This is a genomic window from Senegalimassilia faecalis, assembly GCF_004135645.1.
GTDB classification, from domain to species: Bacteria; Actinomycetota; Coriobacteriia; order Coriobacteriales; family Eggerthellaceae; genus Senegalimassilia; species Senegalimassilia faecalis.
In genome coordinates, this window is the sequence record NZ_SDPW01000001.1 from 677,896 (window position 1) to 700,311 (window position 22,416).

General features: G+C 62.6%; 17 protein-coding genes and 1 pseudogene. 5 read left to right on the forward strand and 13 right to left on the reverse strand.

Features of this window, described 5'->3' with window-relative positions; all coding sequences use genetic code 11:
• Window positions 1-29: 29 nt before the first annotated feature.
• Window positions 30-761, reverse strand: a pseudogene (locus ET524_RS03015) (IS3 family transposase); the annotation flags it as partial.
• A 186-nt stretch (window positions 762-947) separates the two neighbouring features.
• Here ET524_RS03015 and istA point away from each other — a divergent pair.
• Together istA and istB are read left to right on the forward strand one after the other, a co-directional pair.
• A complete protein-coding gene (gene istA, locus ET524_RS03020) occupies window positions 948-2,186 on the forward strand; it encodes an IS21 family transposase (protein WP_118449093.1) in 1,239 nt (412 codons plus the stop codon).
• Window positions 2,183-2,971, forward strand: coding sequence for an IS21-like element helper ATPase IstB (istB, locus tag ET524_RS03025; protein ID WP_129423107.1), 789 nt, complete (start codon window positions 2,183-2,185; stop codon window positions 2,969-2,971). The genes istA and istB overlap by 4 nt, the downstream gene beginning before the upstream one ends.
• Before the next feature lie 189 nt (window positions 2,972-3,160).
• Here istB and ET524_RS03030 read toward each other — a convergent pair whose 3' ends face one another.
• The 6 genes from ET524_RS03030 to ET524_RS03055 all read right to left on the reverse strand — a co-directional run bounded on the left by ET524_RS03030 (window position 3,161) and on the right by ET524_RS03055 (window position 8,243).
• Window positions 3,161-3,646 (reverse strand): helix-turn-helix domain-containing protein, encoded by a 486-nt coding sequence (locus ET524_RS03030; protein WP_129423276.1) that lies wholly within the window; start codon window positions 3,644-3,646, stop codon window positions 3,161-3,163.
• 187 nt (window positions 3,647-3,833) lie between these two features.
• Window positions 3,834-4,250: a YARHG domain-containing protein gene (locus tag ET524_RS03035; protein ID WP_129423277.1), complete on the reverse strand. Its 417-nt coding sequence runs from the start codon at window positions 4,248-4,250 to the stop codon at window positions 3,834-3,836.
• Between the two features lie 24 nt (window positions 4,251-4,274).
• On the reverse strand, window positions 4,275-5,288 hold the full coding sequence (locus tag ET524_RS03040) for a restriction endonuclease (protein WP_161566590.1): 1,014 nt from the start codon (window positions 5,286-5,288) through the stop codon (window positions 4,275-4,277).
• Between the two features lie 184 nt (window positions 5,289-5,472).
• The gene (locus ET524_RS03045; protein WP_129423279.1) at window positions 5,473-6,444 is read right to left on the reverse strand and encodes an SDR family NAD(P)-dependent oxidoreductase; all 972 of its coding nucleotides are present in this window, start codon (window positions 6,442-6,444) and stop codon (window positions 5,473-5,475) included.
• Window positions 6,445-6,578: 134 nt separating this feature from the next.
• A complete protein-coding gene (locus tag ET524_RS03050; RefSeq protein ID WP_129423280.1) occupies window positions 6,579-7,703 on the reverse strand; it encodes a DUF1648 domain-containing protein in 1,125 nt (374 codons plus the stop codon).
• 159 nt (window positions 7,704-7,862) lie between these two features.
• Window positions 7,863-8,243 carry a GntR family transcriptional regulator gene (locus ET524_RS03055; RefSeq protein ID WP_129423281.1) on the reverse strand — a complete coding sequence of 127 codons (381 nt, stop codon included), beginning with the start codon at window positions 8,241-8,243 and terminating at the stop codon, window positions 7,863-7,865.
• 361 nt (window positions 8,244-8,604) lie between these two features.
• Here ET524_RS03055 and ET524_RS03060 point away from each other — a divergent pair, with 361 nt between their 5' ends.
• Complete coding sequence (locus ET524_RS03060; RefSeq protein WP_236648241.1) at window positions 8,605-9,246, forward strand: pyridoxamine 5'-phosphate oxidase family protein; 642 nt, start codon at window positions 8,605-8,607, stop codon at window positions 9,244-9,246.
• A 71-nt stretch (window positions 9,247-9,317) separates the two neighbouring features.
• Here the strand turns inward: ET524_RS03060 and ET524_RS03065 are convergent, their stop codons facing one another.
• A complete protein-coding gene (locus ET524_RS03065; RefSeq protein WP_129423282.1) occupies window positions 9,318-9,851 on the reverse strand; it encodes a low molecular weight protein-tyrosine-phosphatase in 534 nt (177 codons plus the stop codon).
• 110 nt (window positions 9,852-9,961) lie between these two features.
• Window positions 9,962-11,038, reverse strand: a complete 1,077-nt coding sequence (locus ET524_RS03070) for a helix-turn-helix domain-containing protein (protein WP_129423283.1) — start codon at window positions 11,036-11,038, stop codon at window positions 9,962-9,964.
• Window positions 11,039-11,150: 112 nt separating this feature from the next.
• Between ET524_RS03070 and ET524_RS03075 the strand changes: the two genes are divergently transcribed.
• Together ET524_RS03075 and ET524_RS03080 are read left to right on the forward strand one after the other, a co-directional pair.
• The gene (locus tag ET524_RS03075; protein ID WP_201738631.1) at window positions 11,151-13,034 is read left to right on the forward strand and encodes an ABC transporter ATP-binding protein; all 1,884 of its coding nucleotides are present in this window, start codon (window positions 11,151-11,153) and stop codon (window positions 13,032-13,034) included.
• Window positions 13,031-14,794: an ABC transporter ATP-binding protein gene (locus ET524_RS03080; RefSeq protein ID WP_129423284.1), complete on the forward strand. Its 1,764-nt coding sequence runs from the start codon at window positions 13,031-13,033 to the stop codon at window positions 14,792-14,794. The genes ET524_RS03075 and ET524_RS03080 overlap by 4 nt, the downstream gene beginning before the upstream one ends.
• A gap of 337 nt (window positions 14,795-15,131) precedes the next feature.
• On the opposite strand, the gene ET524_RS03085 is transcribed toward ET524_RS03080, so the two are convergent.
• The 4 genes from ET524_RS03085 to gltB all read right to left on the reverse strand — a co-directional run bounded on the left by ET524_RS03085 (window position 15,132) and on the right by gltB (window position 22,124).
• Complete coding sequence (locus ET524_RS03085; RefSeq protein WP_161566591.1) at window positions 15,132-15,437, reverse strand: type II toxin-antitoxin system RelE/ParE family toxin; 306 nt, start codon at window positions 15,435-15,437, stop codon at window positions 15,132-15,134.
• Window positions 15,427-15,693, reverse strand: a complete 267-nt coding sequence (locus ET524_RS03090; RefSeq protein ID WP_129423286.1) for a type II toxin-antitoxin system Phd/YefM family antitoxin — start codon at window positions 15,691-15,693, stop codon at window positions 15,427-15,429. The genes ET524_RS03085 and ET524_RS03090 overlap by 11 nt, the downstream gene beginning before the upstream one ends.
• Window positions 15,694-15,905: 212 nt before the next feature.
• Window positions 15,906-17,399, reverse strand: coding sequence for a glutamate synthase subunit beta (locus ET524_RS03095; protein WP_129423287.1), 1,494 nt, complete (start codon window positions 17,397-17,399; stop codon window positions 15,906-15,908).
• 3 nt (window positions 17,400-17,402) lie between these two features.
• Complete coding sequence (gene gltB, locus ET524_RS03100) at window positions 17,403-22,124, reverse strand: glutamate synthase large subunit (RefSeq protein ID WP_129423288.1); 4,722 nt, start codon at window positions 22,122-22,124, stop codon at window positions 17,403-17,405.
• Window positions 22,125-22,416: the final 292 nt, after the last annotated feature.

Below are 22,416 nucleotides of genomic sequence, written 5' to 3' on the forward strand. Positions count from 1 at the left end.
CCCGTTTCCTGAACGGCAAAAGAAGTGAATCAAGCAGCCCGGCTGAGCCTGTACTCGACCGGGCTGCTTCCGTCCAGGCGTCTCTTGATGCGCACGTTGTTGTACCAGTCGATGTACTTCTCCAAATCCCTCTCGAAGATATCGGGGTCGTCTCCCTCCCAATCGTAGTAAAGCTCGGTCTTGACCATCGAGAAGAAGTTCTCGGCCTTCGCGTTGTCGAGGCAGTTTCCCTTGCGGGACATGGACTGGGCGATCCCCATCCGCTCGAGCGCGAGCCTGTAGGCGGGCATCTGGTACTGCCAGCCCATGTCCGAATGCAGCAACGGGGCGTCTTCGCCATCGAGCCTGCCCTCGAGGCCCGCCAGCATCTCGAGGACCATCTTCATGTTCGGGGACCTGGATATCGAGTAGGCGACGACCTCGTCGTTGTAGAGGTCGACCACGGGCGAAAGGTAGAGCTTCGTGCCGCCCACCTTGAATTCGGTGACGTCGGTCACCAGCTTGGTCATCGGGCCCTCCGCCTCGAAGTCGCGGGCCAGCAGGTTCGGGGAGGACTTGCCGACCTGGCCCATGTAGGAGCGGTATTTCCTGCGTCTGCGGGTCCGGCACAGCAGCCCCTCCTCGCGCATGACCTTGAGCACCGTCTTGTCGGCGATGCGAATGCCGGTCGCTTTGCGCAACGTGTCGGCAACGCGTCGGTATCCGTATCTGAACTGGGATTTCTCGCATATCTCCACTATGGCCGGCCGCTCGGTCGCCTGCCTGTCCGAGGGAGGGTTAGCCTCGTGTTAGCGCTACTGTAAAAACAACCATTTTGACCAACGCTCAATAACCAATCATGCCAACGCAATCCCGCCATTTGCGCCAACGCATTTTCACCATTTCCACCAACGCCGGGACTTACGCTTCGATCGACGAGCGAACGATGCTTTCGGGAGGAGCGGGCCGTGGCGGAGAAGAACCTGATCGGAGAGTTGGACATGTACAGGGAAGCGGGCATAAAGCCCAACTTCAGCGACATAGCGAAGCGCTACGGCAAGGACAGGCACACCGTGGCGTCGTACTGGAGGGCCGAGGGCGGGCGGCCCCACGACGGGCGCGGCGACAGGGCGGGCTCGTTCGACGCGCACATCGAGGAGGTGGCAGCCAAGGCGCAACTGCCGGGAGTCACCAAGAAGGGCATCCACGAGTGGCTGCTGCACAGGTATCCCGGCGAGGACCTGGCCGGCTACAACGCCTTCACCCAGTTCATGCGCAAGAACGGCATCGCCGTCGGGGCCTCCGGGGGCCCGGAGCCGCACCCGCGCTTCGAGACGCCGCCCGGACTGCAGCTGCAGTTCGACTGGAAGGAGTCCGTCAAGATGGCAAACCGCGACGGCGAGCTGTTCGAGTTCAACGTGTTCGCGGCGACGCTGGGCCATTCCCGCAGGCACATATTCATCCGGTCGAGGACCAGGACGACCGACGACCTGGTCAGGTGCATGTACGCCACGATCGCGAGGCTCGGCGGCGTGCCGCGCGAGTGGGTCACGGACAACATGTCCGCCCTGGTGACGATCAAGGGCGGCAGGCGCCTCAAGGTCCAGCGCGCATACGAGTTCGCCAAGGCCGCCGGCTTCGAGCTGAAGCTGTGCCGCCCGCGCAGCCCCCAGACGAAGGGCAAGGTCGAGTCGTCGAACCGCTTCCTGTCGCGGCTCATGGCCTACCAGGGCGACTTCGACGGCTGGGACGATATCGACGAGATCGTCGCGCGGATCGAGGACGCCAGCAACTCCGAGCCCAACGAGACCACGGGGCTGCCGCCCTCCGCGCTGTTCATGGAGGAGAAGGACGCGCTGCTGCCCGTCGGCAACCTGCGCGCCCTCGAGGAGGCGATGGGCGACGTGGTGCGCGTGGCCAGGGTGCCGGCCACGATGCTGGTGAGCGCGCACGGCGAGCCCATGTCGGTGCCCAGGCGCTGCATCGGCAGGCCCGCCCGCATCGTCTGCATGCCCGGCGGCGCGATGGACTGCTACGTCGGCGGCGAGCTGGTGGCGACGCACGTGGCGGGCGGGCCGGCCTACGACCCGGCGCACTACGCCGAGGCCATGGCCGGCAAGCGGTGGTTCGGCGACGCCGCCGGCGACATCGAGGCGGCCGCCGCGGCCAACCTCGGCCTGCTCGACTCGATAGGGGGCTCGCTGTGAGCGCCGCCGTGCAGGCCAGCCCCCTCAACCGCCTGGCGGCCAACCTCGAGGAGCTGGGGCTCGAGGGCATGGCGTCGTCGGTGCCCGAGTACGTCAGGCTCGTCGCCGACGGGAGGAAGAGCCTGGTCGACGCCATGCTCGAGCTCACCGACGCCCAGATAGCCCTCAAGCGGCGCGCCGACGACGAGCGCCGCACGAGGATGGCCAACTTCCCCTACATAAAGACGCTGGCCGACTTCGACTGGGGCTTCCAGCCGAGCGTGCCGCGCGGGCTGGTCGAGCAGCTGGCCACGCTCGAGTTCATCGACCGCGGCGACAACGTCGTGCTCGTCGGCAGCCCGGGCGTCGGCAAGACCCACCTGTCGATAGCCATAGGCCACGAGGCGGTGATGGCCCGCAAGCAGGTGTACTTCGCCGACTGCTCGAGGCTGGTCGAGGACCTCAAGCACGCCTCGGCGAAGGAGGCGCTGGCGCGCAGGATGCGGTTCTACGAGCACTGCAGCCTGCTGATAATAGACGAGCTCGGCTACCTCGACATCGGCAAGGAGGGCGCCGACCTGCTGTTCCAGCTGGTCAACAGGCGCTACGCGCTCAAGCGGTCGACCATCGTCACGACCAACGTGCCGGTGGGCAGGTGGGGCGACGTGTTCGGCAGCAACGTCACGGCCTCGGCGGTGGCCGACAGGCTTTGCCACCATTGCGCGATGATCAAGATAACGGGACGGTCATATCGCCTGAAGGACGTATCCATCGGCGGTGAGGACGGGAAGGAGGAGGGCGCCTAGACGCCGGAAGCGGCGCATCAGCGTTGGCGAATCCGGCGCATCCGCGTTGGCGCGATTGGCGAAAATACGTTGGTGAAAATGGTGAAAAATATATTGACGCTAACACCTCGTGGTAGTAATAGGTGGAACGCGGCATCCCGATGAGCTCCAGGAGCGTGGAGAGCGGATATTCCCGCCTCAGCGACTTCACTATCTCGTGCTTCCGCCTGCTGCCGAGAGGGCCGTCGCCGAGGCGGACATTCGTTTTAAGATCTCCACCTCCATCTCGAGGCGGGCGCACCGCTGCTCGAGCGTCTCCTCGCCCGCGGGCTCCTTCCTCCTTCGCCCCGACGGATGGACGACGAGGGCGTCTTCGCCTCCCTCTCGGTACCGCTTCACCCAATCTCGTATCTGCGCGCTGTTGCGCACGCCATGCTCGAGAGCTAGGGCCCTGTAGTCGCCCTCGCCACGGAGATAGGCTTCGACGACGCGAAGCTTGAACTCCTGGGGGTAGCGGTTGTTCTTCTTCGGCCTGTCTATGGCCCCGACGCCACCTTGGTCGATCCTCTCCCTCCAAAGCTTCACGGTTGACTTCGTAAGGCCGAACTCGTGCTGCAGCATGGTGATGGTCGCGCCGTCGGCGTACCTGTCCGCAAAGCGCTGCTTGAACTCGGCGGAGTAATCCTTGCTCAGCAAATCAACCCCCTAACGCAGAAGACCCCTATAGAAGGTGCAGAACATTGTCTGTCCAACTATAGGGGTTCACTGCAGAAATGGGAGGCAGTTCAATGCTCGGGCCCCTTGTTTTTTGTTAGAACTCACATGCAAACCCGATTGCACTTCACCCCGCAGTTCTAGCATGCACTACCCCAAACACCTCGCGCTATAGATTACGGTTGTCCCTTTCCGCTGCAAGCGTAACGACGTTTTGTTGCTCGACTTTATTAAACTGGACCTCGCTCTCAAAATCATCGTACGTCAGAGAAGGCCTATACCAACTGCACGCCTCGAAGTATGCAGATAAATCGGGGTCGTTGAATATCAATCCATGCCTAGCGTAAATCTCGTTTATTGCGATAGAAAGATCCCTATCGTTTAACTGGCTAATTTCCTTTTCAGAATAGATTCTCGCGTTGCTGTCGGGAAGAACGAACTCATTTGCATCATACGAAAAAGAGGAAGGGGATTCATCATCCGACGCAATGCCCAACAGCGCAACCAGAGCTACAGTATTGACAATTAGAAGTCCGACTATGGCAAGCGCACAAATCGCAAGTACGGTTAACCTACTATACTTCATCGAAGTTTCTCACTATCTCACGGGCTAAACGTCAGGCGGAAAGTGCCGAGCAATTTCCTCCCAATCAATAACTTGATTTAGGTTGGTAGAAGGTTCCTGTCGGGCACCATCTTGCACGTTACGCGTCTGGGAGGCTGTTCTAATAAGCTGCTCTAATTTTCCTCCGTCAATTAGCTCCATTGACTCTGGAATAGCTCGCGCATATTCGATAGCATTGCTAGTGAAGTGTGATGTGGTAATAAAAATCATTCGAGAGGCCTGCATGCATGCATTTGCGCCTACTAGCTTCTGCAGAGTGTCCCTACCAACACTTTCCGTTCTGGGGTTATAACATTTGCACTCAACGATGCAAATGCCTCCCGATGGGTCGACCATCTTAATATCAAACCCACCATCGTTTGTTTTGGGCGTAGTGGCCGCCTTGTAACCTTGTCGACGAAATAAATCGGCGCAGTACTCCTCAAAATCTGTTGGGTGGCTTTTATAGTGCTCGTAAATATCCTGGATAGCGTTTGTAGTTGGCCTAGACGAATTCGCCAAGGAAGCACGATTTTCTGTCACGGGAAAAGTTGAGCCATTGCACGCTACGAGAGGGGCGGCAACAGCAACGTTTCGAAGTAGCAGCTCTTTATAGAGCCAGTAAATTAAATAAGGTTGCTTGCTCGAAATGCTGTAGTGAGACACCTGCAAAACAGAGGGCTTTCGAATCAGCCGATTGTTGCTACGTCGCTTGTCTCTAGAGCCGTCTTTATTCGAAAAAAGCCAATACGGGACCCGAAATGTAACCGCCGATTGACCGCACGTCGAAGCAATAGGTTTAATAGTGACTCCTCGATTTAACAATATATGGTAATGATTTCTAAATGAAAGCCATAACGCTTCCTGGCATGTTGCCTTGAGAAATCGAGCCGACGCTATTGCAAGACATATTTCAATTGTTATGAGAATTGCGAGCACAATCAACGAAGCTAGCTGCTCGGAAAGACCGGCAAGCACAAATTGTCGAATAGCTTCCTGTCCTATGTCCGCAGGATTCACGGCGTATCCCTTCGGTTTGGTAATGTTAAGCTATTTGATTATAACGTTGCTAGACCACGCAACCTTCATTGCTAAAAGGCAATAGAACGGTCGAGAGCCTAATCGGCTGCGAAATAACTACTCAAGGTCGAATTACGAAAGAACTACGCCATGACTTCGAGGCGAAACCACACACTTCGTCCCCCTACTCTTTCGGTTTCTGCAACGACGCCGCTGCCGCAGCGGCCCACGTGCGCGGCACAAGGCGGCTGCCGAACACGATGGTTTTCGCCAGCACGCCCGGGCAGCACAGCAGCCGGTTGCAGCCCAGCGCTCGGATTGCCGCGCGGGCAACGCGCGGGGCGCTGATGGTCATGCGGGCCAGCGCCGTGCCGCCCGCGTCGGCGTTATCCCAAAACGGCGTGCGAACAGGCCCGGGGCACAGCGCGGTCACGTGCACGCCGTGCGGTCGCAGCTCCATGTGCAGCGCGCTGGAGAACGATTGCACGAACGCCTTCGACGCGTAGTACGTGGACATGTACGGGCCGGGCACGAACCCCGCCACGCTGGCAACGTTCAAGATGGCGCCGTGCCCGCGCGCGGCCATGTCGGGGGCGAATGCGTGGCACAGTTCCATGAGGGCGACGTCGTTGGTTTGCACGAGCGCGCGCTGGCGCTCCAGGCTGCTTTCCGCAAAGGGCGCGTCGTAGCCGAAGCCGGCGTTGTTCACGAGCGTTTCCACCTGCAGGTTCGCCGCCCTCACTTGGGCGACCAAGACGTCGATGGCTCCCGGCTGCGCGAAGTCGGCAACGAATACGCGAACGTCGACGTCATAGCGCTCGCTCAAGTGCTTCGCCAGCTCATCGAGCCTCTCTCGGCTGCGGCCAACGATAGCCAGCGTGCCGTGATCGCGCACAAGCTCGGCGCACAGCTCGCGACCGATGCCGCCCGTTGCACCCGTGACCAGGGCGCAAAGCACCGGCGCGCCCTGCTTGGGCAGCGCACACGCCATGCCCGTCGGGTCCGCCGGCAGCTCAGGGTGCGCGTGCAGATCGGGCGATTGCAAGCGCTCAGGCACAGGCCGCGCGCCGCAATGCGTTTCCGCCGCTTTGCCCGCACGTCCCTCAGCATCTTCGCCCGCGCTTACAACGCCCATCACGTTTTCCGGCAGCACCATGCGCGCCAGCTCCTTCGCATCGTCGCGCCGCTACCCTACGGCGCATTCTCTGCTGCCAGCATACCAGCCATCCGGCGCAGCCGCAGGCACAGCGCGCGCCTGTTGCCTTCCCGATGGGAAAGCGCTGCCCAACGTTACCTGACCATCACCACGCAAATCGCAATGAACGCCGCCACGATCAGAACAAACGCTGCCACCATGGCCCACGCCGCCGGCCGGCCCCAGTTCACCGTCCAGCCGATGCCCGAGCGCTGCGGCAAAAACAGGCTGGCGTCGTCGGGGTTGCAATACAGCATGCCCAGCTTCCAGAAGCGGTCGTCGTCAGAAAGCAGCGTGTCCGACGCCTCCATGCGAAACACGCGCGACCCCGACTGCCCATACTTGACCCCTACGATAAGGTCGCCGACGACGCAAAGCAGCGCCACGCCGACGATGACCGCCACCGCCGCGCCCATGGAGACGATGCCGATCATGGCAAGCGCCATGCCCAAACCGCAGGCAGCCGTGAATGCTAAGCCCATGACCAGCAGAAACGTCGTTTGCGCATACGCGAACATCCCGTACGCCCACGAGGAGCTTGCCGGGCGGCCCGGCTCCAGGCCCTTCTTCGATCGCAGCACCGTCCAATGGCAGAACGCGAATACGGCAGCCAAAAACACCTCCAGCGCAACCGGGAACGCCGCAACCATCGGGCTTTTCGGAACCATATCGGTGACGTTGCCCGAAACGTCCACGTGCATGGGAATTGCATCGGGCATGGAGCCGTAGCCCGCAGCAACAACCGCTACCGTCAGCGCCACAAGCGGCACATACAGCCAGTTCCACGCAAGCGAAATCGGGCGCGGCGCCTGTTCGACCCCTTCGCCAATGGTCGCAACATGCTGCTGAGACTGCGCAACCCAGCCGCAAGCGCGCTTGAGGCCCTGGACCTTCGCGCGGTAGCGCAGGATGAGCCCGTAACCGATCACCATCAGGGCAAGCGAGGCGACAACCACTACCGCCAGGGACGCTTCCGCATTCCCCATCAGACACAACGCTAGCGCAGCAACAGTGAACAGCGCCGTTGCGGCTATCACGATGGCAACGTAGCGGTTCATAAGGCGCCGAATGCGCGGGTCGTCCCACGCCGAGGTGGGCACGGACACGGAGAACACCTCGCCGCGCGGCTGCAAGCGCGGCGTCAGCGCCATGGTCAGCCCCACAAGCGGAATGAACGCCACCAGAATCAGCATGATCGCTTGTACTTCGCTATTCGACATTTTCGACTCCCTTCTGTTTCCCTTGCGCCTTGGCCGCCCCTGTGCTTCCGTTTGAGGCCCCCTTCGCAAGGCGAAGGCGACGCCGCACAAAGCGGCAAGTTTGCACCACGGCTTTTGCAGGTCATCGCGCGGATAGCGAACGACAGCTTGCCGTTCTTGCTAAAACACGTCATCAAGCTGGGATTTCACCAGCTGCTCGAACGCTTTCCTGCCACCGCCGGCAGCCTTGAACGCCAACGCCAGGCGGCGAACCTCGCGAGCGAACGGACTGTTCTCGGCATTGCCCGTGCCCGCCAGTTCCCGCGGCTGCGCTACGTAAGCGCCCTGGCAGCCGCGCATGAGCACGAACCCCTCGTCGCGCAGCAACGCGTACGCTTTGTTCACGGTATGCAGGTTAATGCCCAGGTCGCTGGCCAAGTTGCGAACGCTGGGCAGCGCATCGCCCGGCGCAAGCTCGCCCTGCGCGATGCCGCGAACGATCTCGTCGCGGATTTGCCGGTACAGCGGATCGGGCAACGCCTGGTCTATACGTATGAACATGAGGCCCCCTTCGCTGGATTCCGTTAATTACCGCAACCTCAAGCCCGCAACAAGCGCGATCGCCGGCAAGCGCTCCTGCCGCAACACGCTTTCCGCACCCGCCAGCCGCAGCAGTTCATGCAAACGTGTTGTGCAGGTCTAATTCGCTATGCACGACTTCCCGACGTCCCGATTCGAGCTGTAAGACAATTGTTATATCTGCACTATAACAGATTCCAGGCTATTGTTATAGTACAAGTAGAACAGAATGCTACAAACTCGTGTGATGTTAGGGCAGGCGAAAGGCATTTTGGACACGGCGGGCTTTCCAGGCCGTACCATACGGGTAACGAAAACACCCGCATAACCCGCAGGAGCAACCATGGACTCGCAGAACATCCCCGCCATCTATCCCGACACCGCCGGGCAGGCGCCCACGCCGCAACCGCAGCAGCCCGCAGCGACGCAGGCTGCCCCCGCTGTTGCGGCACCGCAAGCCGCGCCCGCCGCACCGGTTGCGCACCGCCCCATGCGCCAGGCGGGCCGTCAGCTGCGCAGCGCCGGGCAGCTGCACGATGTGGTTGAGGCATGCCAGACGGTGCGCATCGCGTGCGCGGACGAGGAAGGCCTGTTCATCGTGCCCATGAGCTTCGGCTACGACTGGGCCGACCCTGAGGAAATCGACGCCGACGAGCCGCGACTGGCACTGTGGGTGCACTCAGCCGGCGCGGGCCGCAAAGCCGATGCGTTCGACCGCGAACCGCGCGTTGCCATCGAGATGGACGTGCAGGACGGCGTGATTGCGGGCACGTACGCGTGCGCCTATTCGTACGCGTATCGTTCCATCATGGGCACGGGCACCATCCACCGCATCCAAGGGACCGAAGCGAAGCGCTACGGGCTCACCCGCATCATGCAGCACCTTGCGCCCGAGGCGTCCGCCGGCTTCACCGACCAGGCGCTCGCCCGCACGAACATCTACTGCATCGACATCGACCACTTCACCGGCAAACAGCGCGCATAGCAGGCGATTTCACAGGAACGAGAACAGGGCCGCCGGCATATCCGCCGGCGGCCCTGTTCAACGAGCGTATGTTATTGCGCCTGACACCAGGTCAGCAGGCCTTTGCAACCGGCCAACACGTCGCGGTAGGTTTCGTCGAAGTTGCCGGTGAACCAGGGATCGGCCACGTCGGCGGCATTTGCGCCGGCTTGCGCGACAACGCGGGCATCCTGCGCATCGGGCGAGACCTTCCCGTCCTCGCCCACCAACCCCGCGCCGGGAGCGAACGCGAGCAGGCGCACGCACTTCGTTTCAGGGTCGCTTCCGAAGATGCGGCTCAGGTGACGCTCGTTCTCGTCATCCATGTACACGAACAGGTCCCACTCGTCGTACTCGTCGGCGCGGACCTTGCGGGCGCGATGCGGCAGCACCGGCACACCCACCTGCTTGAGCTTGTCGACCGTGCCGTGATGCGGCAGATGCCCGATCTCGTCATTGGTAGTGGCGGCGGAATCGACGAACAGGACGTCGGCCAGCCCCGCCTTGTTCACCAGGTCCTGCATCACGAACTGGGCCATGGTCGACCTGCAGATATTGCCGTGGCAAATGAAAAGGATGCGGTACATGAAAGCCCTCTCAGCAAACGTATCCAAAGTGTGTCCCGAGTACTTTACCACGAGCAAAACAAGAAACCCCCAGCAACGCCGCCGACGGTGCCCGTCGTTCGCCGCCCAATCTATGATGAAGGCTGCGGGACAAAGGCTCTATCCTTTTGACTCGATTCGCAGACGACTCGTACGTTATCCCCGCATCGCCATTGACGTGGGGTTTTGCCGGTTGTGCGGCGGAAGGCTTCGGCGAAGCTGCTTTGGTGTTGGTAGCCCGTCGCCGCGGCCACTTGCGCGACGCTCAAACGTGGGTCGTCAAGCAAGCGGCATGCCAGCTCCATGCGCTTACGCGTTGCGAACGCGCCCACGGCCTCGCCCGTCTCCTGCTTGAACGTGGCGCACAGGCGCGCACGGCTGACGCCCAGCAACTCTGCCAGCTGGTCGACCGTGGGCGCATGCGCGGGATCAGCTTCCACCAAGCAGCGGACCTGCGCCGTCAAACGCGCCGCATCAACGCATCCCTGCAGGTCAAACGCCCGTGCCGCCTCGTAATCCTCTACCGCTAGCAACGCGATGGCACCCTCGACCTTTTCCGCCAGCATCCGGCGCGTTTGCACCGACCCGCTGCGCACGCTCCCTACGCTGCGCAGCGCGGCGCGCACGTACGGCTCGCTGCCGCCAAGACGAACGCCGCCCGGCACCGACATCAACCCATGAGCGCGGCGCGCCACGGCACTGCCGTAACGCACGCGCATCCCGTCGAAATACCCCGGCAGCACACACGCCGCCACGGAATTGAACGAATCGCGCGGGCGCAAGCGGTTCACGCTGCGACCCCCTTGGTCGAACACGGCGATGTTCTCTTCACGACGCAGCTGCGGAGGCGGGGTAACAGGGCACAACGGCACGCCGGCTTGCGAAATGGACGCCACGCACAAGCTGCTTGGCGACTCTTCCTCAAGCGAAAACTCGCTGGTAAGCACCACTTCATGCGCAACCACCAAGCACGACTCGCTCAGCTGCAGCGCCCACAAGCTTCCCTCCCCCACATTGTTCGCGCCGCCGGCGAACACACCGCCATTGCGCTCGTGCGCCTGCATGCCCAGCTGCTCGACCTGCGGCTCGAAAAAGCTGCGCAGGCGCAGGTCAACCGGTAAATCGTTACCAGTTGCATGCGCTGCGTTCGCACGCTGCCCCACCGTCATGTTCGCCACCTTCCCGCACGTTTTAGGCGTTCGTCTCAAGTTTGCCAAGTCGAACCTTTTTCACTGGCTCCCATGATAAGTTTTCTGCCGATAACATAGAAGGGAGTTTTCCATGGATTCCGACGAAAAGAAATCCAAGAAGCCCGGCAGTGCAAAGGAGCAGAAGCAGCGCAGCGGTCTGGCGCGCCTGCTCGACTTCGCGGGCAAGCGCAAAGCGTTCACCTACCTGGGTTGCGCGCTTTCAGGCATATCGCAGCTGCTGAGCTTCGGGCCGTTCGTGTGCATCTGGTTCGTGGCGCGCGACCTCATCGAAGTGGCGCCGAACTGGCAAAACGCCACCAACATCGCCACATACGGCTGGGCCGCCGTCGCCCTCGCCGCCGCGTCCATCATCGTGTACTTCTGCGCGCTGATGTGCACGCATCTGGCGGCGTTCCGCACGGCCACGAACATGCGCAAGGCAACCACCGAGCACCTTATGCGCCTGCCGCTTGGGTTCTTCGACACGCACGCCACCGGCGAGCTGCGCCGCATCATCGACGGTTGCGCCGCGCAAACCGAAACGCTGCTTGCGCACATGCTGCCCGACTGCGCCGGGTCGGTGGTCATGGTGGTTGGCATGCTGGTGATGCTGTTCGCCTTCGACTGGCGCCTGGGCGTATCGTGCCTGGTGGCAGTGGTGATTTCCATCGCATGCCTTATGTCCATGATGTCCGGCAAAGGCATGGAATTCATGAAGCAGTACATGGGCGCGCTCACGAGCATGAACAAAACCGGCACGGAATATGTGCGCGGCATCCCCGTGGTGAAGGTGTTCCAGCAAACGGTGTACAGCTTCAAGGCGTTCCACGATTCCATCACCGAATATGCCGCCATGGCGCAAAACTACGCCGTGAACTTCTGCCGACCTCCGCAAGTAACGCAGCTTACGGTGCTCAACGGCCTCGTGATTTTCCTGGTGCCAACCGCCATTCTGCTGGCTCCGGGCGAAGGCGATTTCGCACGCTTCCTTACAAACTTCGCGTTCTATGCCATCTTCAGCGCCATCATTCCCACGGCCATGACGAAGCTCATGTTCATGAGCGAGGCCGCGCAGATGGCTGGCGATGCCATGAGCGAAGTGGGCAAGCTCCTAGACACGCCTGCGCTGCCCGTGCCCGCAACGCCGCGCCGGACGAACGGCACCGACATCGCCTTCGACAACGTGTCCTTCACCTACGAAGGGGCCGCCGCGCCCGCACTTGACGGCGTGACGTTTGCGGCGCCCGCCGCCTCAACGGTGGCGCTGGTGGGGCCAAGCGGATCGGGCAAGTCCACTGCCGCAAGCTTGGTGCCGCGTTTCTGGGACGTTTCCGCAGGTAGCGTACGCATCGGCGGCACGGATGTGCGAGACATGGACCCGGCCGACCTTATGGGGCAGGTGGCGTTCGTGTTCCAGACGAACCAGCTGTTCGCGCAAAGCCTGGCAGACAACGTGCGCGCCGCGCGGCCCGATGCCACGGATGACGAAGTGCTTGCCGCCCTTTCGGCCGCACAATGCGACGACATCGTGGCAAAGCTGCCGCAGGGCATCAACACGCAGCTTGGCACCGGAGGCGCATACCTGTCGGGCGGCGAGGTGCAGCGTGTTGCCCTGGCGCGCGCCATCCTGAAAGACGCGCCCATCGTGGTGCTTGACGAAGCCACCGCCTTCGCCGACCCCGAAAACGAGGCGCTCATTCAGCGCGCGCTTGCGCACCTAGCCGCCGGACGCACCGTGCTGATGATCGCGCATCGCCTGTCCACCGTGGTTGGCGCCGACAACATCGTGGTGCTTGACGGCGGGCACGTGGCAGAACAAGGCACGCACGCGCAGCTTGTTGCCGCCGGCGGGCTGTACGCCCGCATGTGGGGCGACTACGAGCAGGCCGTTTCTTGGAAGATCGCAAGCGATGCGACGAAGACGGGCAGCGCGGCTCCGGGCGCAGCGGCCGCGAAAGGAGGTGACGCGCGATGATATTCGACAAGCTGAAGGAAACGTACGCGCTCAGCGACCAGGGCATACGCGGCGCGAAATGGGGAACGTTTTGGACATGCGTCACAAATCTGGTGACCATGGGCGGCATGGCGGTGCTGTTCCTTGCTATGGACGCGTTCGTGAAGCACCTGACGCAAGGCGCCGAGCTGCCAGGCATCGCGCCGTTCGCCATTGGGCTGGTGGCGTTCTTCGCGCTACTGTTCCTCTCGAACTGGCAGCAATACAACTACACGTACAACGTGTTCTACGAGGAAAGCGGCCGACAGCGCATTGAGCTGGCCGAACGTCTGCGAAAGTTGCCACTGGCATTTTTCGGCCGTCGCGATCTGGCCGACCTGACGGAGACCATCTTAGGCGACGTGCGCGTGATGGAGCACGCCTACAGCCACGTGCTCGGCGAGCTGTTCGGCGCCGTGCTGTCCACCGCCATCGTGTTCGTCTGCTGCCTGGCATTCAACTGGCAACTGGCCCTGGCGGCGTTTTGGAGCGTGCCGGTGGCGTTCGCCATCCTATTCGCCACGCGCAAGCCCATGGAGCCGGTCATCCGCCGCACGCGCGATGCGGCCGTCACGGTCAGCGAAGGCGTGCAGGAAACGTTGGATTGCGTGCGAGAGATTCGCGCCACAAACCAGGAAACACACTACCTGAGCAGGCTGAACGCGAAAATCGACGCCGCAGAGCGCACCACCACGGGCGCCGAACTGGCAAACGGCTTGCTGGTGAACAGCTCGTTTGTGGTGCTGCGCCTAGGCATTGCCACCACGCTTATCTGCGGCGCCAGCCTGGTTGCCGCCGGACAGGTCGACTTCATGGTGATGTTTGCGTTTCTGCTGGTGGTATCGCGCATCTACGCGCCGTTCGACCAGTGTCTCATGCTGATGGCCGAACTGTTTTCGGCAAAGAATTCCGCGCGGCGCATGCAGGAGATCATGCACGAGCCGTTGGCAGCCGACTCCACCGAATTTTCGCCCGCGAACCACGACGTGACGTTTAGCCACGTGGCGTTTTCGTACGGAGCCGGCACCGACGGCCGCGCCGGCGACGCCGTACTGACCGACGTGAGCTTTACAGCGAAGGAAGGCCAGGTCACCGCATTGGTCGGACCCAGCGGCAGCGGCAAATCCACGTGTGCACGCCTAGCTGCGCGCTTCTGGGACGCAACGGCGGGAACCGTGAGCGTTGGCGGGGTGGACGTTTCCAACGTGGACCCCGAAACGCTGTTGAAAGATTACGCGGTGGTGTTCCAGGACGTGCTGCTGTTCGACGACACCGTGATGGGCAACATCCGCTTGGGCCGGCGCGGTGCCACCGACGCCGAGGTGCTTGCCGCCGCACGTGCCGCGAACTGCGATGAGTTCGCGCACCGCCTGCCGCAGGGCTATGACACGCCCATCGGCGAAAACGGCAGCAAGCTATCCGGCGGCGAGCGCCAGCGCATTTCCATTGCCCGCGCGCTGCTGAAAGATGCGCCCATCGTGCTTCTGGACGAGGCCACCGCAAGCCTTGACGTGGAGAACGAGACGCAGGTGCAGCAGGCGCTTTCACGCTTGCTAGCAGGGAAAACGGTCATCGTGATCGCGCATCGCATGCGCACCGTGGAAAACGCCGACCACATCGTGGTGCTGCGCGACGGCGTGGTGGCCGAGCAGGGATCGCCCGCCGAGCTGAAAGCAGCCGACGGCCTGTTCGCCCACATGGTGCAACTGCAAAAGGAAAGCGACGCCTGGCAGCTGGCATAGAGGGAAGGGGCTCGGGGCTGATTGCGCGCTCGGGCCCCAGGCACCTTCGGGACCGATCTCGTAGAGTCGAGCGAAAGCGCTTCTCGACCAAAACAAAAAAGCGCGAAGCGCGCCACTTTATTAACAGGTCACTTGCAATGAAGCGTCGCCCTCAACGGCATGATTTACCATAATCTGCAAGTAGCGTTTGCCATAATTCGCAAGTAGCGATTACCACAATCTGTAAGTAGATTTATTCACGCATATTTAAGTCCAAGCAATTTCAAAGTGAGCAAGAAAGATCGATCCGCAGCTCAGACCCAAGTGAAATCGCAAAGAATCACCTGTCCAGAACCACTTAAATTAACTTCGCATAATCCTGAGACCGATGAAATACATGGGCAATCACCACTACATCGCCCACTATTTTGTAAAGCGCCACGTAATTCTTAACACGCATGGGGTGATACCCCAATACCGCAAGTTCTTTCAGATGAGATAGGCCGTATAACTCAGGCATCTCGCACGCAAGATCCAGTTGATATTCGAATTCGTCCATGAACCCACGAGCAGCATCGGGGCTGCACAGCACTGTCGCCAAATACGAAACAATGTCTCGATATTCCCGTGCCGCCTCTTCAAGAATCCGGCGCTTATAGGCCATATTCGCGCCTAATGGAAGCAGAGAATTCATCGAAATCAAGCGAATTCCCATTCGCGATTTCCTCTTCCGCAAGCATCATGCGAGAAAGCAACCGCGCTTTCGCGCGTTCTTCCTGCAGCAGCTGATATTCAGCTTCGCTCAAGCAATGAATGACGCTGTAACCATTCTTAGTCACGGTCACATCGCTTTCACGCTCAACCATGCCAACAAAATCGGCAGTATTCTTCATATCGCGAACCGGAACGCATACAGGCATGACAAACTCCTTTCATGTGGCCTAATTGTACCACGTATGCCTGATTCGACAGATACCATGATTCGCAACGGCTCATATCGCGACTTACAACCACCCGTCTTCTAATGGGAAATCCAATATAATTGGTGATGCGCCCTTTGGGCGCTGACTAGAAAGGTCGGAGCTTTCGCTCCGACCTACGGAATCTCGTTGCTATGTTTCTGCGGCAGGCTCTACAACCCCAAGTCCCCAGCTACTTCGGCGGCGCACTTCAAGGCGTCGGCCATGGCGTTTACTACTAGGCTCGAGCCGTTGCGGGCGTCGCCGGCGGCGTAGATTGTCGCGCTTCCCGCCGCGCCTTCTGCTCGCAGGGCTCGGTGCGAATTGCAGCTGCCGGCCATCACCGGCAGGGCTCGGCCTTGCGTGGCCAACGGCACCCCGAACGCGTCGAACACGCCGTGCTCCGGGCCCGCAAAACCGCAGGCTACCAGCACCAGCTGCGCGTCGATCTCGCGCTCGGAACCATCCACTGCCTGGGGCTTGCCGGCCGACCAGTCGAACGTGCGCACCTGCAACCCACGCACGTGCCCCGCCTCGTCCAGCAGCACCTTCTGCGTGTCGGCGCACCATTCGCGCAGGTCAGCGCCTTGCAGCGCCGCAGCTTCCTCCTGGCCGTAATCCGTCTTCTTCACGTTGGGCCATTCGGGCCACGCGTTCGACACCGCGCGCTCCTCGGGCGCGCACGGGCCATACTCCAGCTGGCGAACCGTGCGGGCGCCTTGGCGCACCGCCGTGCCCATGCAGTCGTTGCCCGTGTCGCCGCCGCCGATGACCACGACGTCTTTGCCCGCCGCCGTGATGGCCGGCTTGCGGCCTTCCAGCAGCGCCCGCGTCTGCTCGCCCAGGTAGTCCACCGCGTACACCACGTCGCCCGATGCCAAGCCAGCATCGAAGCCCTCCGCGTTCACGCCGCGCGCCTGGCACGCGCCCGCGGCAACCACCACGGCATCGAACTCGTCGGCCAGCGCCGCCGCCACGGCGGGGTCGGCCGCATCCACGCCCAAACGGAACTCGATTCCCAACTCAGCCATCAAATCCACGCGACGCTGCACCACGGACTTGTCCAGCTTCATGTTCGGGATGCCGTACATCAGCAGGCCGCCCGCGCGGTCATGCCGTTCGACCACGCACACGCGCGCCCCGCGACGCGCCAGGTCCCACGCGGCCACCAGGCCTGCCGGTCCCGACCCCACCACGGCTACGCGCGGCGCGCCCTCACCCGCCGGCTCGAAGCGACGCGGCCCGCCGTGTTCCCACTGCCAATCGGAGATGGCGCGCTCGTTGTCGTGAATCGTCTCAGCCTCGTCGTTGCGCGCCAGGTTGCACGCCGCCTCGCACAGCGCCGGGCACACGCGGCTGGTGAACTCGGGCATGGGGCTGGTCAACGCCAAACGCTCCGCCGCCTGCTCCCACTGCCCGCGCCACACGAGGTCGTTCCACTCGGGAATAAGGTTGTGCAGCGGGCACCCCGAAGGGCGCGCCGACCCAAACGCCTCGCCTACCTGGCAAAACGCCACGCCGCACGCCATGCAGCGGCTTGCCTGCACGCGCGTCTCCTCCTCGGAAACCGTCTGATACAGCTCGTCGAAATCGCGCGTGCGCTCTTTAACCGGGCGCAGGCTGTGGGCCACACGGCCGTGCTCCAAAAATGCTCCGGGCTTTCCCATGGCCTACTCCCCTTCCTTTATGGCATCGAATGCAATCTGCAGCGCTTCCTCGTGCGACTTGCCGCGCACCTCGGCGTTGGCAACCACGTTCATCACGCGCTCGTAGTCGCGCGGAATCACTTTCACGAAATGATGCTTCAGCGTGTTGAACTGGTACAACAGCTTGATACCGCGCGGCGACTGCGTGCGCTCGGCGTGCTCCTCGATCAGGCTGCGAATCAGCTCGATCTCGTCGACCGAAGGCTCGCACAGGCGCACCATGTCTTGGTTGCAGTTGCCCGCCAGCGTGCCGAACTTGTCGTACACGTACGCCACGCCGCCGGACATGCCGGCCGCGAAGTTCGGCCCGACCTCGCCCAAAATCAGCGCCACGCCGCCGGTCATGTACTCGCAGCCGTGGTTGCCCACGCCTTCCACCACCACGGTGGCGCCGGAGTTGCGCACGGCGAAGCGCTGGCCGGACAGCCCGTTCACGAAGCCCTTTCCGCTGGTGGCACCGTAAAACGCCACGTTGCCGATCACCACGTTCTCATCGAACTTGTACGTTGCCGTCTCGGGCGGGCGCACCGTCAGGATGCCGCCGGAAAGCCCTTTGCCGAAGTAGTCGTTCGCGTCGCCCGTGATGTTCAGCGTCACGCCGCGCGGCAGAAACGCGCCGAAGCTCTGGCCGCCCGACCCGTCGCAATCTACGGTGATGGACCCCTCGGGCAAACCCTCGGGATGCTGGCGCGTCACCTGGCTGCCGAGCATGGTGCCCACGCAGCGGTTGACGTTGTCGATGTCGGCGCGGAAGCGGATGGGCTCAAGGTGCTCGCGCGCGTTGGCCGTGTACGGAATGAACAGCGTGGCGTCAAGTGACTTGTCCAGCTGGCAATCCGCCGCCATCGACGGCAGGTAGTGGCGCCCGTCGGCCCCGGGGATGGTGCGACCGAACTCGGTAGCGGCCACGGCCAGCATGTCGGACAGGTCCATCTCATTGGCCTTCCAGTTGCCGGGCACCTCCACCTGACGCAGGCATTCCGGATGGCCCACCATCTCGTCAACGGTGTGGAAGCCCAGCTCAGCCATGATCTCGCGCAACTCTTCGGCCACGAACATCATGAAGTTCACCACGTACTCGGGCTTGCCGGCGAAACATCCGCGCAGCTTGCAGTTCTGCGTGGCGATGCCCACCGGGCACGTGTCCTGCTGGCAGTCGCGCTGCATCATGCAGCCCATGGCAACCAGCGGCATGGTGGCGAAGCCGAATTCCTCGGCACCCAGCAAGCACGCCATGGCCACGTCGCGGCCGCACATGAGCTTGCCGTCGGTTTCCACCACCACGCGGCTGCGCAGGCCGTTGCGCAGAAGCGTCTGCTGCGTTTCGGCCAGGCCGATCTCGAACGGAATGCCTGCATGATAAATCGAATCGCGCGGCGCGGCACCCGTGCCGCCGTTGTGGCCGGAGATGGTGATCTTGTCCGCGCCGCCCTTCGCCACGCCCGTGGCGATGGTGCCTACGCCGGCCAGCGCGCACAGCTTCACGGAAACGCGCGCGCCGGGGTTGGCGTTCTTCAGGTCGAAAATCAACTCGGCCAAATCCTCGATGGAGTAGATGTCGTGGTGCGGCGGCGGGGAGATGAGGCCCACGCCCGGCGTGGAGCGGCGCACTTCCGCAATCCACGGGTACACCTTCTTGCCCGGCAGGTGCCCGCCTTCACCGGGCTTGGCGCCCTGAGCCATCTTGATCTGGATCTCGATGGCACTGGACAGATAACGGCTGGTCACGCCGAAGCGGCCCGACGCCACCTGTTTGATGGCGCTGCACGTGCTGTCGCCGTTGGGAAGCGGCGTCTCGCGCGCCGGGTCCTCGCCGCCCTCGCCGGTGTTGCTGCGCCCGCCCAGGCGGTTCATGGCGATGGCCAGGCACTCGTGCGCTTCCTTTGAGATGGAGCCGTAGCTCATGGCGCCGGTGTTGAAGCGCTTGACGATCTCGCTGGCTGGTTCCACCTCGTCAAGCGGCACAGGCGCGTTTTGCGGCACGAAATCCATAAGGTCGCGCAGCGTCACCGCGCGGCCAGGCACGTGGCACGCGGCGCTGTACTCGCGGAACAGGTTGTAGTCGCCCTCGCGGCAAGCGCGTTGCAGCAGGTAGATGGTCTTCGGGTTGATCAGGTGCTCTTCGCCGCCAAGCGGGCGCCATGCCGTCACGCCCAGCGTGGGCAGCTGCTCAGGCGACGGGCTTTTCGCCAGCGCCACCGCATTGTCATAGCGCTCGTTCAGCTCGCGCTGCACGCCGGCGGCGTCCAAGCCGCCGATGCGCGTGGACGTGTGCGTGAAGCAGCGGTCGACCAAGCTTTCGTCCAGGCCCAGAATCTCGAAAATCTGCGCGCTGTGGTAGCCCTGCATCGTGGAGATGCCCATCTTCGACATGATGGACGTGATGCCGGCCGTCACGGCGCGGTCGTAGTTGGCCACGGCCTCGTCGCCGGACAGCGCGATCTGACCGCACTCGCACAGGTCGCGGATGCACCCGTGCGCCGCGTACGGGTAGATGCCGGACGCGGAATAGCCCACCAAGCAGGCAAAATCGTGCGCGCGCATGGCATCGCCGGTTTCCACCAGCAAGTCGGCGTCCGTGCGCAGACCCACAGCAATCAGGTGGTTGTGCACAGCGCCCAGCGACAACAAGCTGGGGATAGGCACCTCGCCCTCGCCGGCGCGGTCGGATAGCACGATCAAGTTCGCACCCTCGCGCACGGCCTGCTCCACGTCTTCGCACAGCTGGGAAAGCGCCTGCTCAAGCGCACCTTCCGCCGCGCTGCGCTCGTAGGTGCAGCTGAAGCGACGCGTCTTGAAGCCCACGCGGTCGATGGCGCACAGGCGGTCGAACTCCGCGTGCGTGAGCATCGGGCTTTCCAGGCGGATAAGGCGGCACGTGTCGCGGCAATCCTCCAGCATGTTGCCGTGGTTGCCGATGTACAGCACGCTGCTGGTGACGAAGCTTTCGCGCAAAGCGTCAATCGGCGGGTTCGTGACCTGGGCAAACAACTGGTTGAAGTAATCGAAGAAGCTGCGCTGCTTCGCGCTTAGGCACGCCAACGGGGCATCGGTTCCCATGGATGCCAGCGGCACCTTGCCCTGCTCGGCCATGGGGCGCACCAGTTCCTGCACGTCGTCGTAGTGGTAGCCCAGCTTCGCCATGCGGCGCGTGAAGGCAACCTCAGCATCGCGCTCGGCGGGCAGCACGTCGGCCGCCGGTTCGTCCAGGTCGTCTACGGCCAGCGTTTCCTCGTCCAGCCAATCGCGGTACGGCTTCTCGTTGGCGTAACGGTTGCGGATCTCGTCGTTCCAGATGACGCGGCCCTGGCCCGGGTCCACCTCGAGCATCTCGCCGGGGCCCAGGCAACCGGCCTGCAGCACGTTAGCCGGGTCCACGTCGATGGTGCCCACCTCCGACGACAGGATCAACCAGTCGTCGCGCGTGACGTAGTAGCGCGCCGGGCGCAAGCCGTTGCGATCGAGCGCGGCGCCGAGCATGCGCCCGTCGGTGAACGCAATGGCCGCCGGGCCGTCCCACGGCTCCATGAGCATGGACTGGTACGCGTCGTAGGCGCGGCGCTTGTCGGAGATGCGGTCGTTGTGGTCCCACGGCTCGGGGATCATCATGGTGACGGCGCGGTCGAGCGGCCGGCCGTTCATGGTCAGGAACTCCAGCACATTGTCCAGAATGGCCGAGTCCGAGCCCTCGCGGTTGATGATGGGCAGCACCTGGCGCAGGTCGTCGCCGAGCACAGGGCTGTACAGCTTCGGCTCGCGGGCACGCGTCCAGCTGATGTTGCCGCGCAGCGTGTTGATCTCGCCGTTGTGGATGATGTAACGGTTCGGGTGCGCGCGCTCCCAGCTGGGCGTCGTGTTCGTGGAATAGCGCGAATGCACCAGCGCCAGCGACGTTTCCACCGCGGCGTCGTTCAGGTCGATGAAGAAGCGGCGCATCTGCGTGGCCACCAGCATGCCCTTGTACACGATGGTGCGGCTGGACATGGAGCACACGTAGAAGATCTTGCCCGCAAGCGCCGGGTTGGCGTCCGCGGCGCGCTCGATGGTGCGGCGGCACACGTACAGCTTGCGCTCGAAGGCCTGACCTGCGTCAACGTCTGCCGGGCGGCGCAGGAACGCCTGCATGATGGTGGGCATGCAGGCCTGCGCGGTTTGCCCCAGGTCATGCGGATCCACCGGCACCTCGCGCCAGAACATCAGCGGGATGCCGCACTTCGCGCATCCTTCCTCGAACACGCGCTTCGCATCGCGCACGCCCGTGGCGTCGTCGTGCGGGAAGAACAGCATGGCCACGCCGTAATCGCCCTCGTCGGGCAGAAGCTGGCCTTCCTTCTGCGCTTCCTTGCGGAAGAAGCGGTGCGGAATCTGGAACAGCACGCCCGCGCCGTCGCCGGTGTTGCGCTCCAGGCCCGTACCGCCGCGGTGCTCCAGATTCACCAGCACCGACAGCGCGTCATCGAGCATGGCATGACTGCGCACGCCCTTGAGGTGCGCCAGCGCGCCGATGCCGCACGCATCATGCTCGTAGGAGCTGCGGTACAGGCCCCTCTCACGACCAGCAGCGGCCTTCGTCGCTACACCGTGCGCCTGACCAGGGATAACATTCGCGCATTGCGCGCCAACGCCAGCAGCAGCCGCGCCGGTTCGGCGGGCGTCTACGGCGCTTTCGGTAAGTTCAGCGTTCATATGCGGTCCTTCGTCTGCAATCTCACGACCGCCCGAACTTCAGGACGGCCCGCTCACTATGGTGCAGGCCACGTGTTACAGGACCGTTTCCGCGCCGCCGCTTAACCAGGCGGAAACAGAAACGTTCGCGTTCCGAAACATGGGGAAACAAATGGTGTTCTCGACCCACCTCCCGCAAAACACCGCACGACACCGAAAGCACCTCGTCAACAGCACCGCTCGCCCGCCGTTTCGATATCCCTCAATCGCGAATATTGACACAATTACGCACCGTTTTATCATGGTCTTCAGC

Coding starts and splice junctions, on each gene's coding strand:
- ET524_RS03075 (WP_201738631.1), top strand. CDS start 11,151: ATGGATTCCGACGAAAAGAAATCCAAGAAGCCCGGCAGTGCAAAGGAG.
- ET524_RS03035 (WP_129423277.1), bottom strand. CDS start 4,250: ATGAAGTATAGTAGGTTAACCGTACTTGCGATTTGTGCGCTTGCCATA.
- ET524_RS03095 (WP_129423287.1), bottom strand. CDS start 17,399: ATGGGAAAGCCCGGAGCATTTTTGGAGCACGGCCGTGTGGCCCACAGC.
- ET524_RS03090 (WP_129423286.1), bottom strand. CDS start 15,693: ATGCCTGTATGCGTTCCGGTTCGCGATATGAAGAATACTGCCGATTTT.
- gltB (WP_129423288.1), bottom strand. CDS start 22,124: ATGAACGCTGAACTTACCGAAAGCGCCGTAGACGCCCGCCGAACCGGC.
- ET524_RS03045 (WP_129423279.1), bottom strand. CDS start 6,444: ATGGTGCTGCCGGAAAACGTGATGGGCGTTGTAAGCGCGGGCGAAGAT.
- ET524_RS03055 (WP_129423281.1), bottom strand. CDS start 8,243: ATGTTCATACGTATAGACCAGGCGTTGCCCGATCCGCTGTACCGGCAA.
- ET524_RS03070 (WP_129423283.1), bottom strand. CDS start 11,038: ATGACGGTGGGGCAGCGTGCGAACGCAGCGCATGCAACTGGTAACGAT.
- ET524_RS03065 (WP_129423282.1), bottom strand. CDS start 9,851: ATGTACCGCATCCTTTTCATTTGCCACGGCAATATCTGCAGGTCGACC.
- ET524_RS03080 (WP_129423284.1), top strand. CDS start 13,031: ATGATATTCGACAAGCTGAAGGAAACGTACGCGCTCAGCGACCAGGGC.
- ET524_RS03060 (WP_236648241.1), top strand. CDS start 8,605: ATGGACTCGCAGAACATCCCCGCCATCTATCCCGACACCGCCGGGCAG.
- ET524_RS03085 (WP_161566591.1), bottom strand. CDS start 15,437: ATGGCCTATAAGCGCCGGATTCTTGAAGAGGCGGCACGGGAATATCGA.
- ET524_RS03050 (WP_129423280.1), bottom strand. CDS start 7,703: ATGTCGAATAGCGAAGTACAAGCGATCATGCTGATTCTGGTGGCGTTC.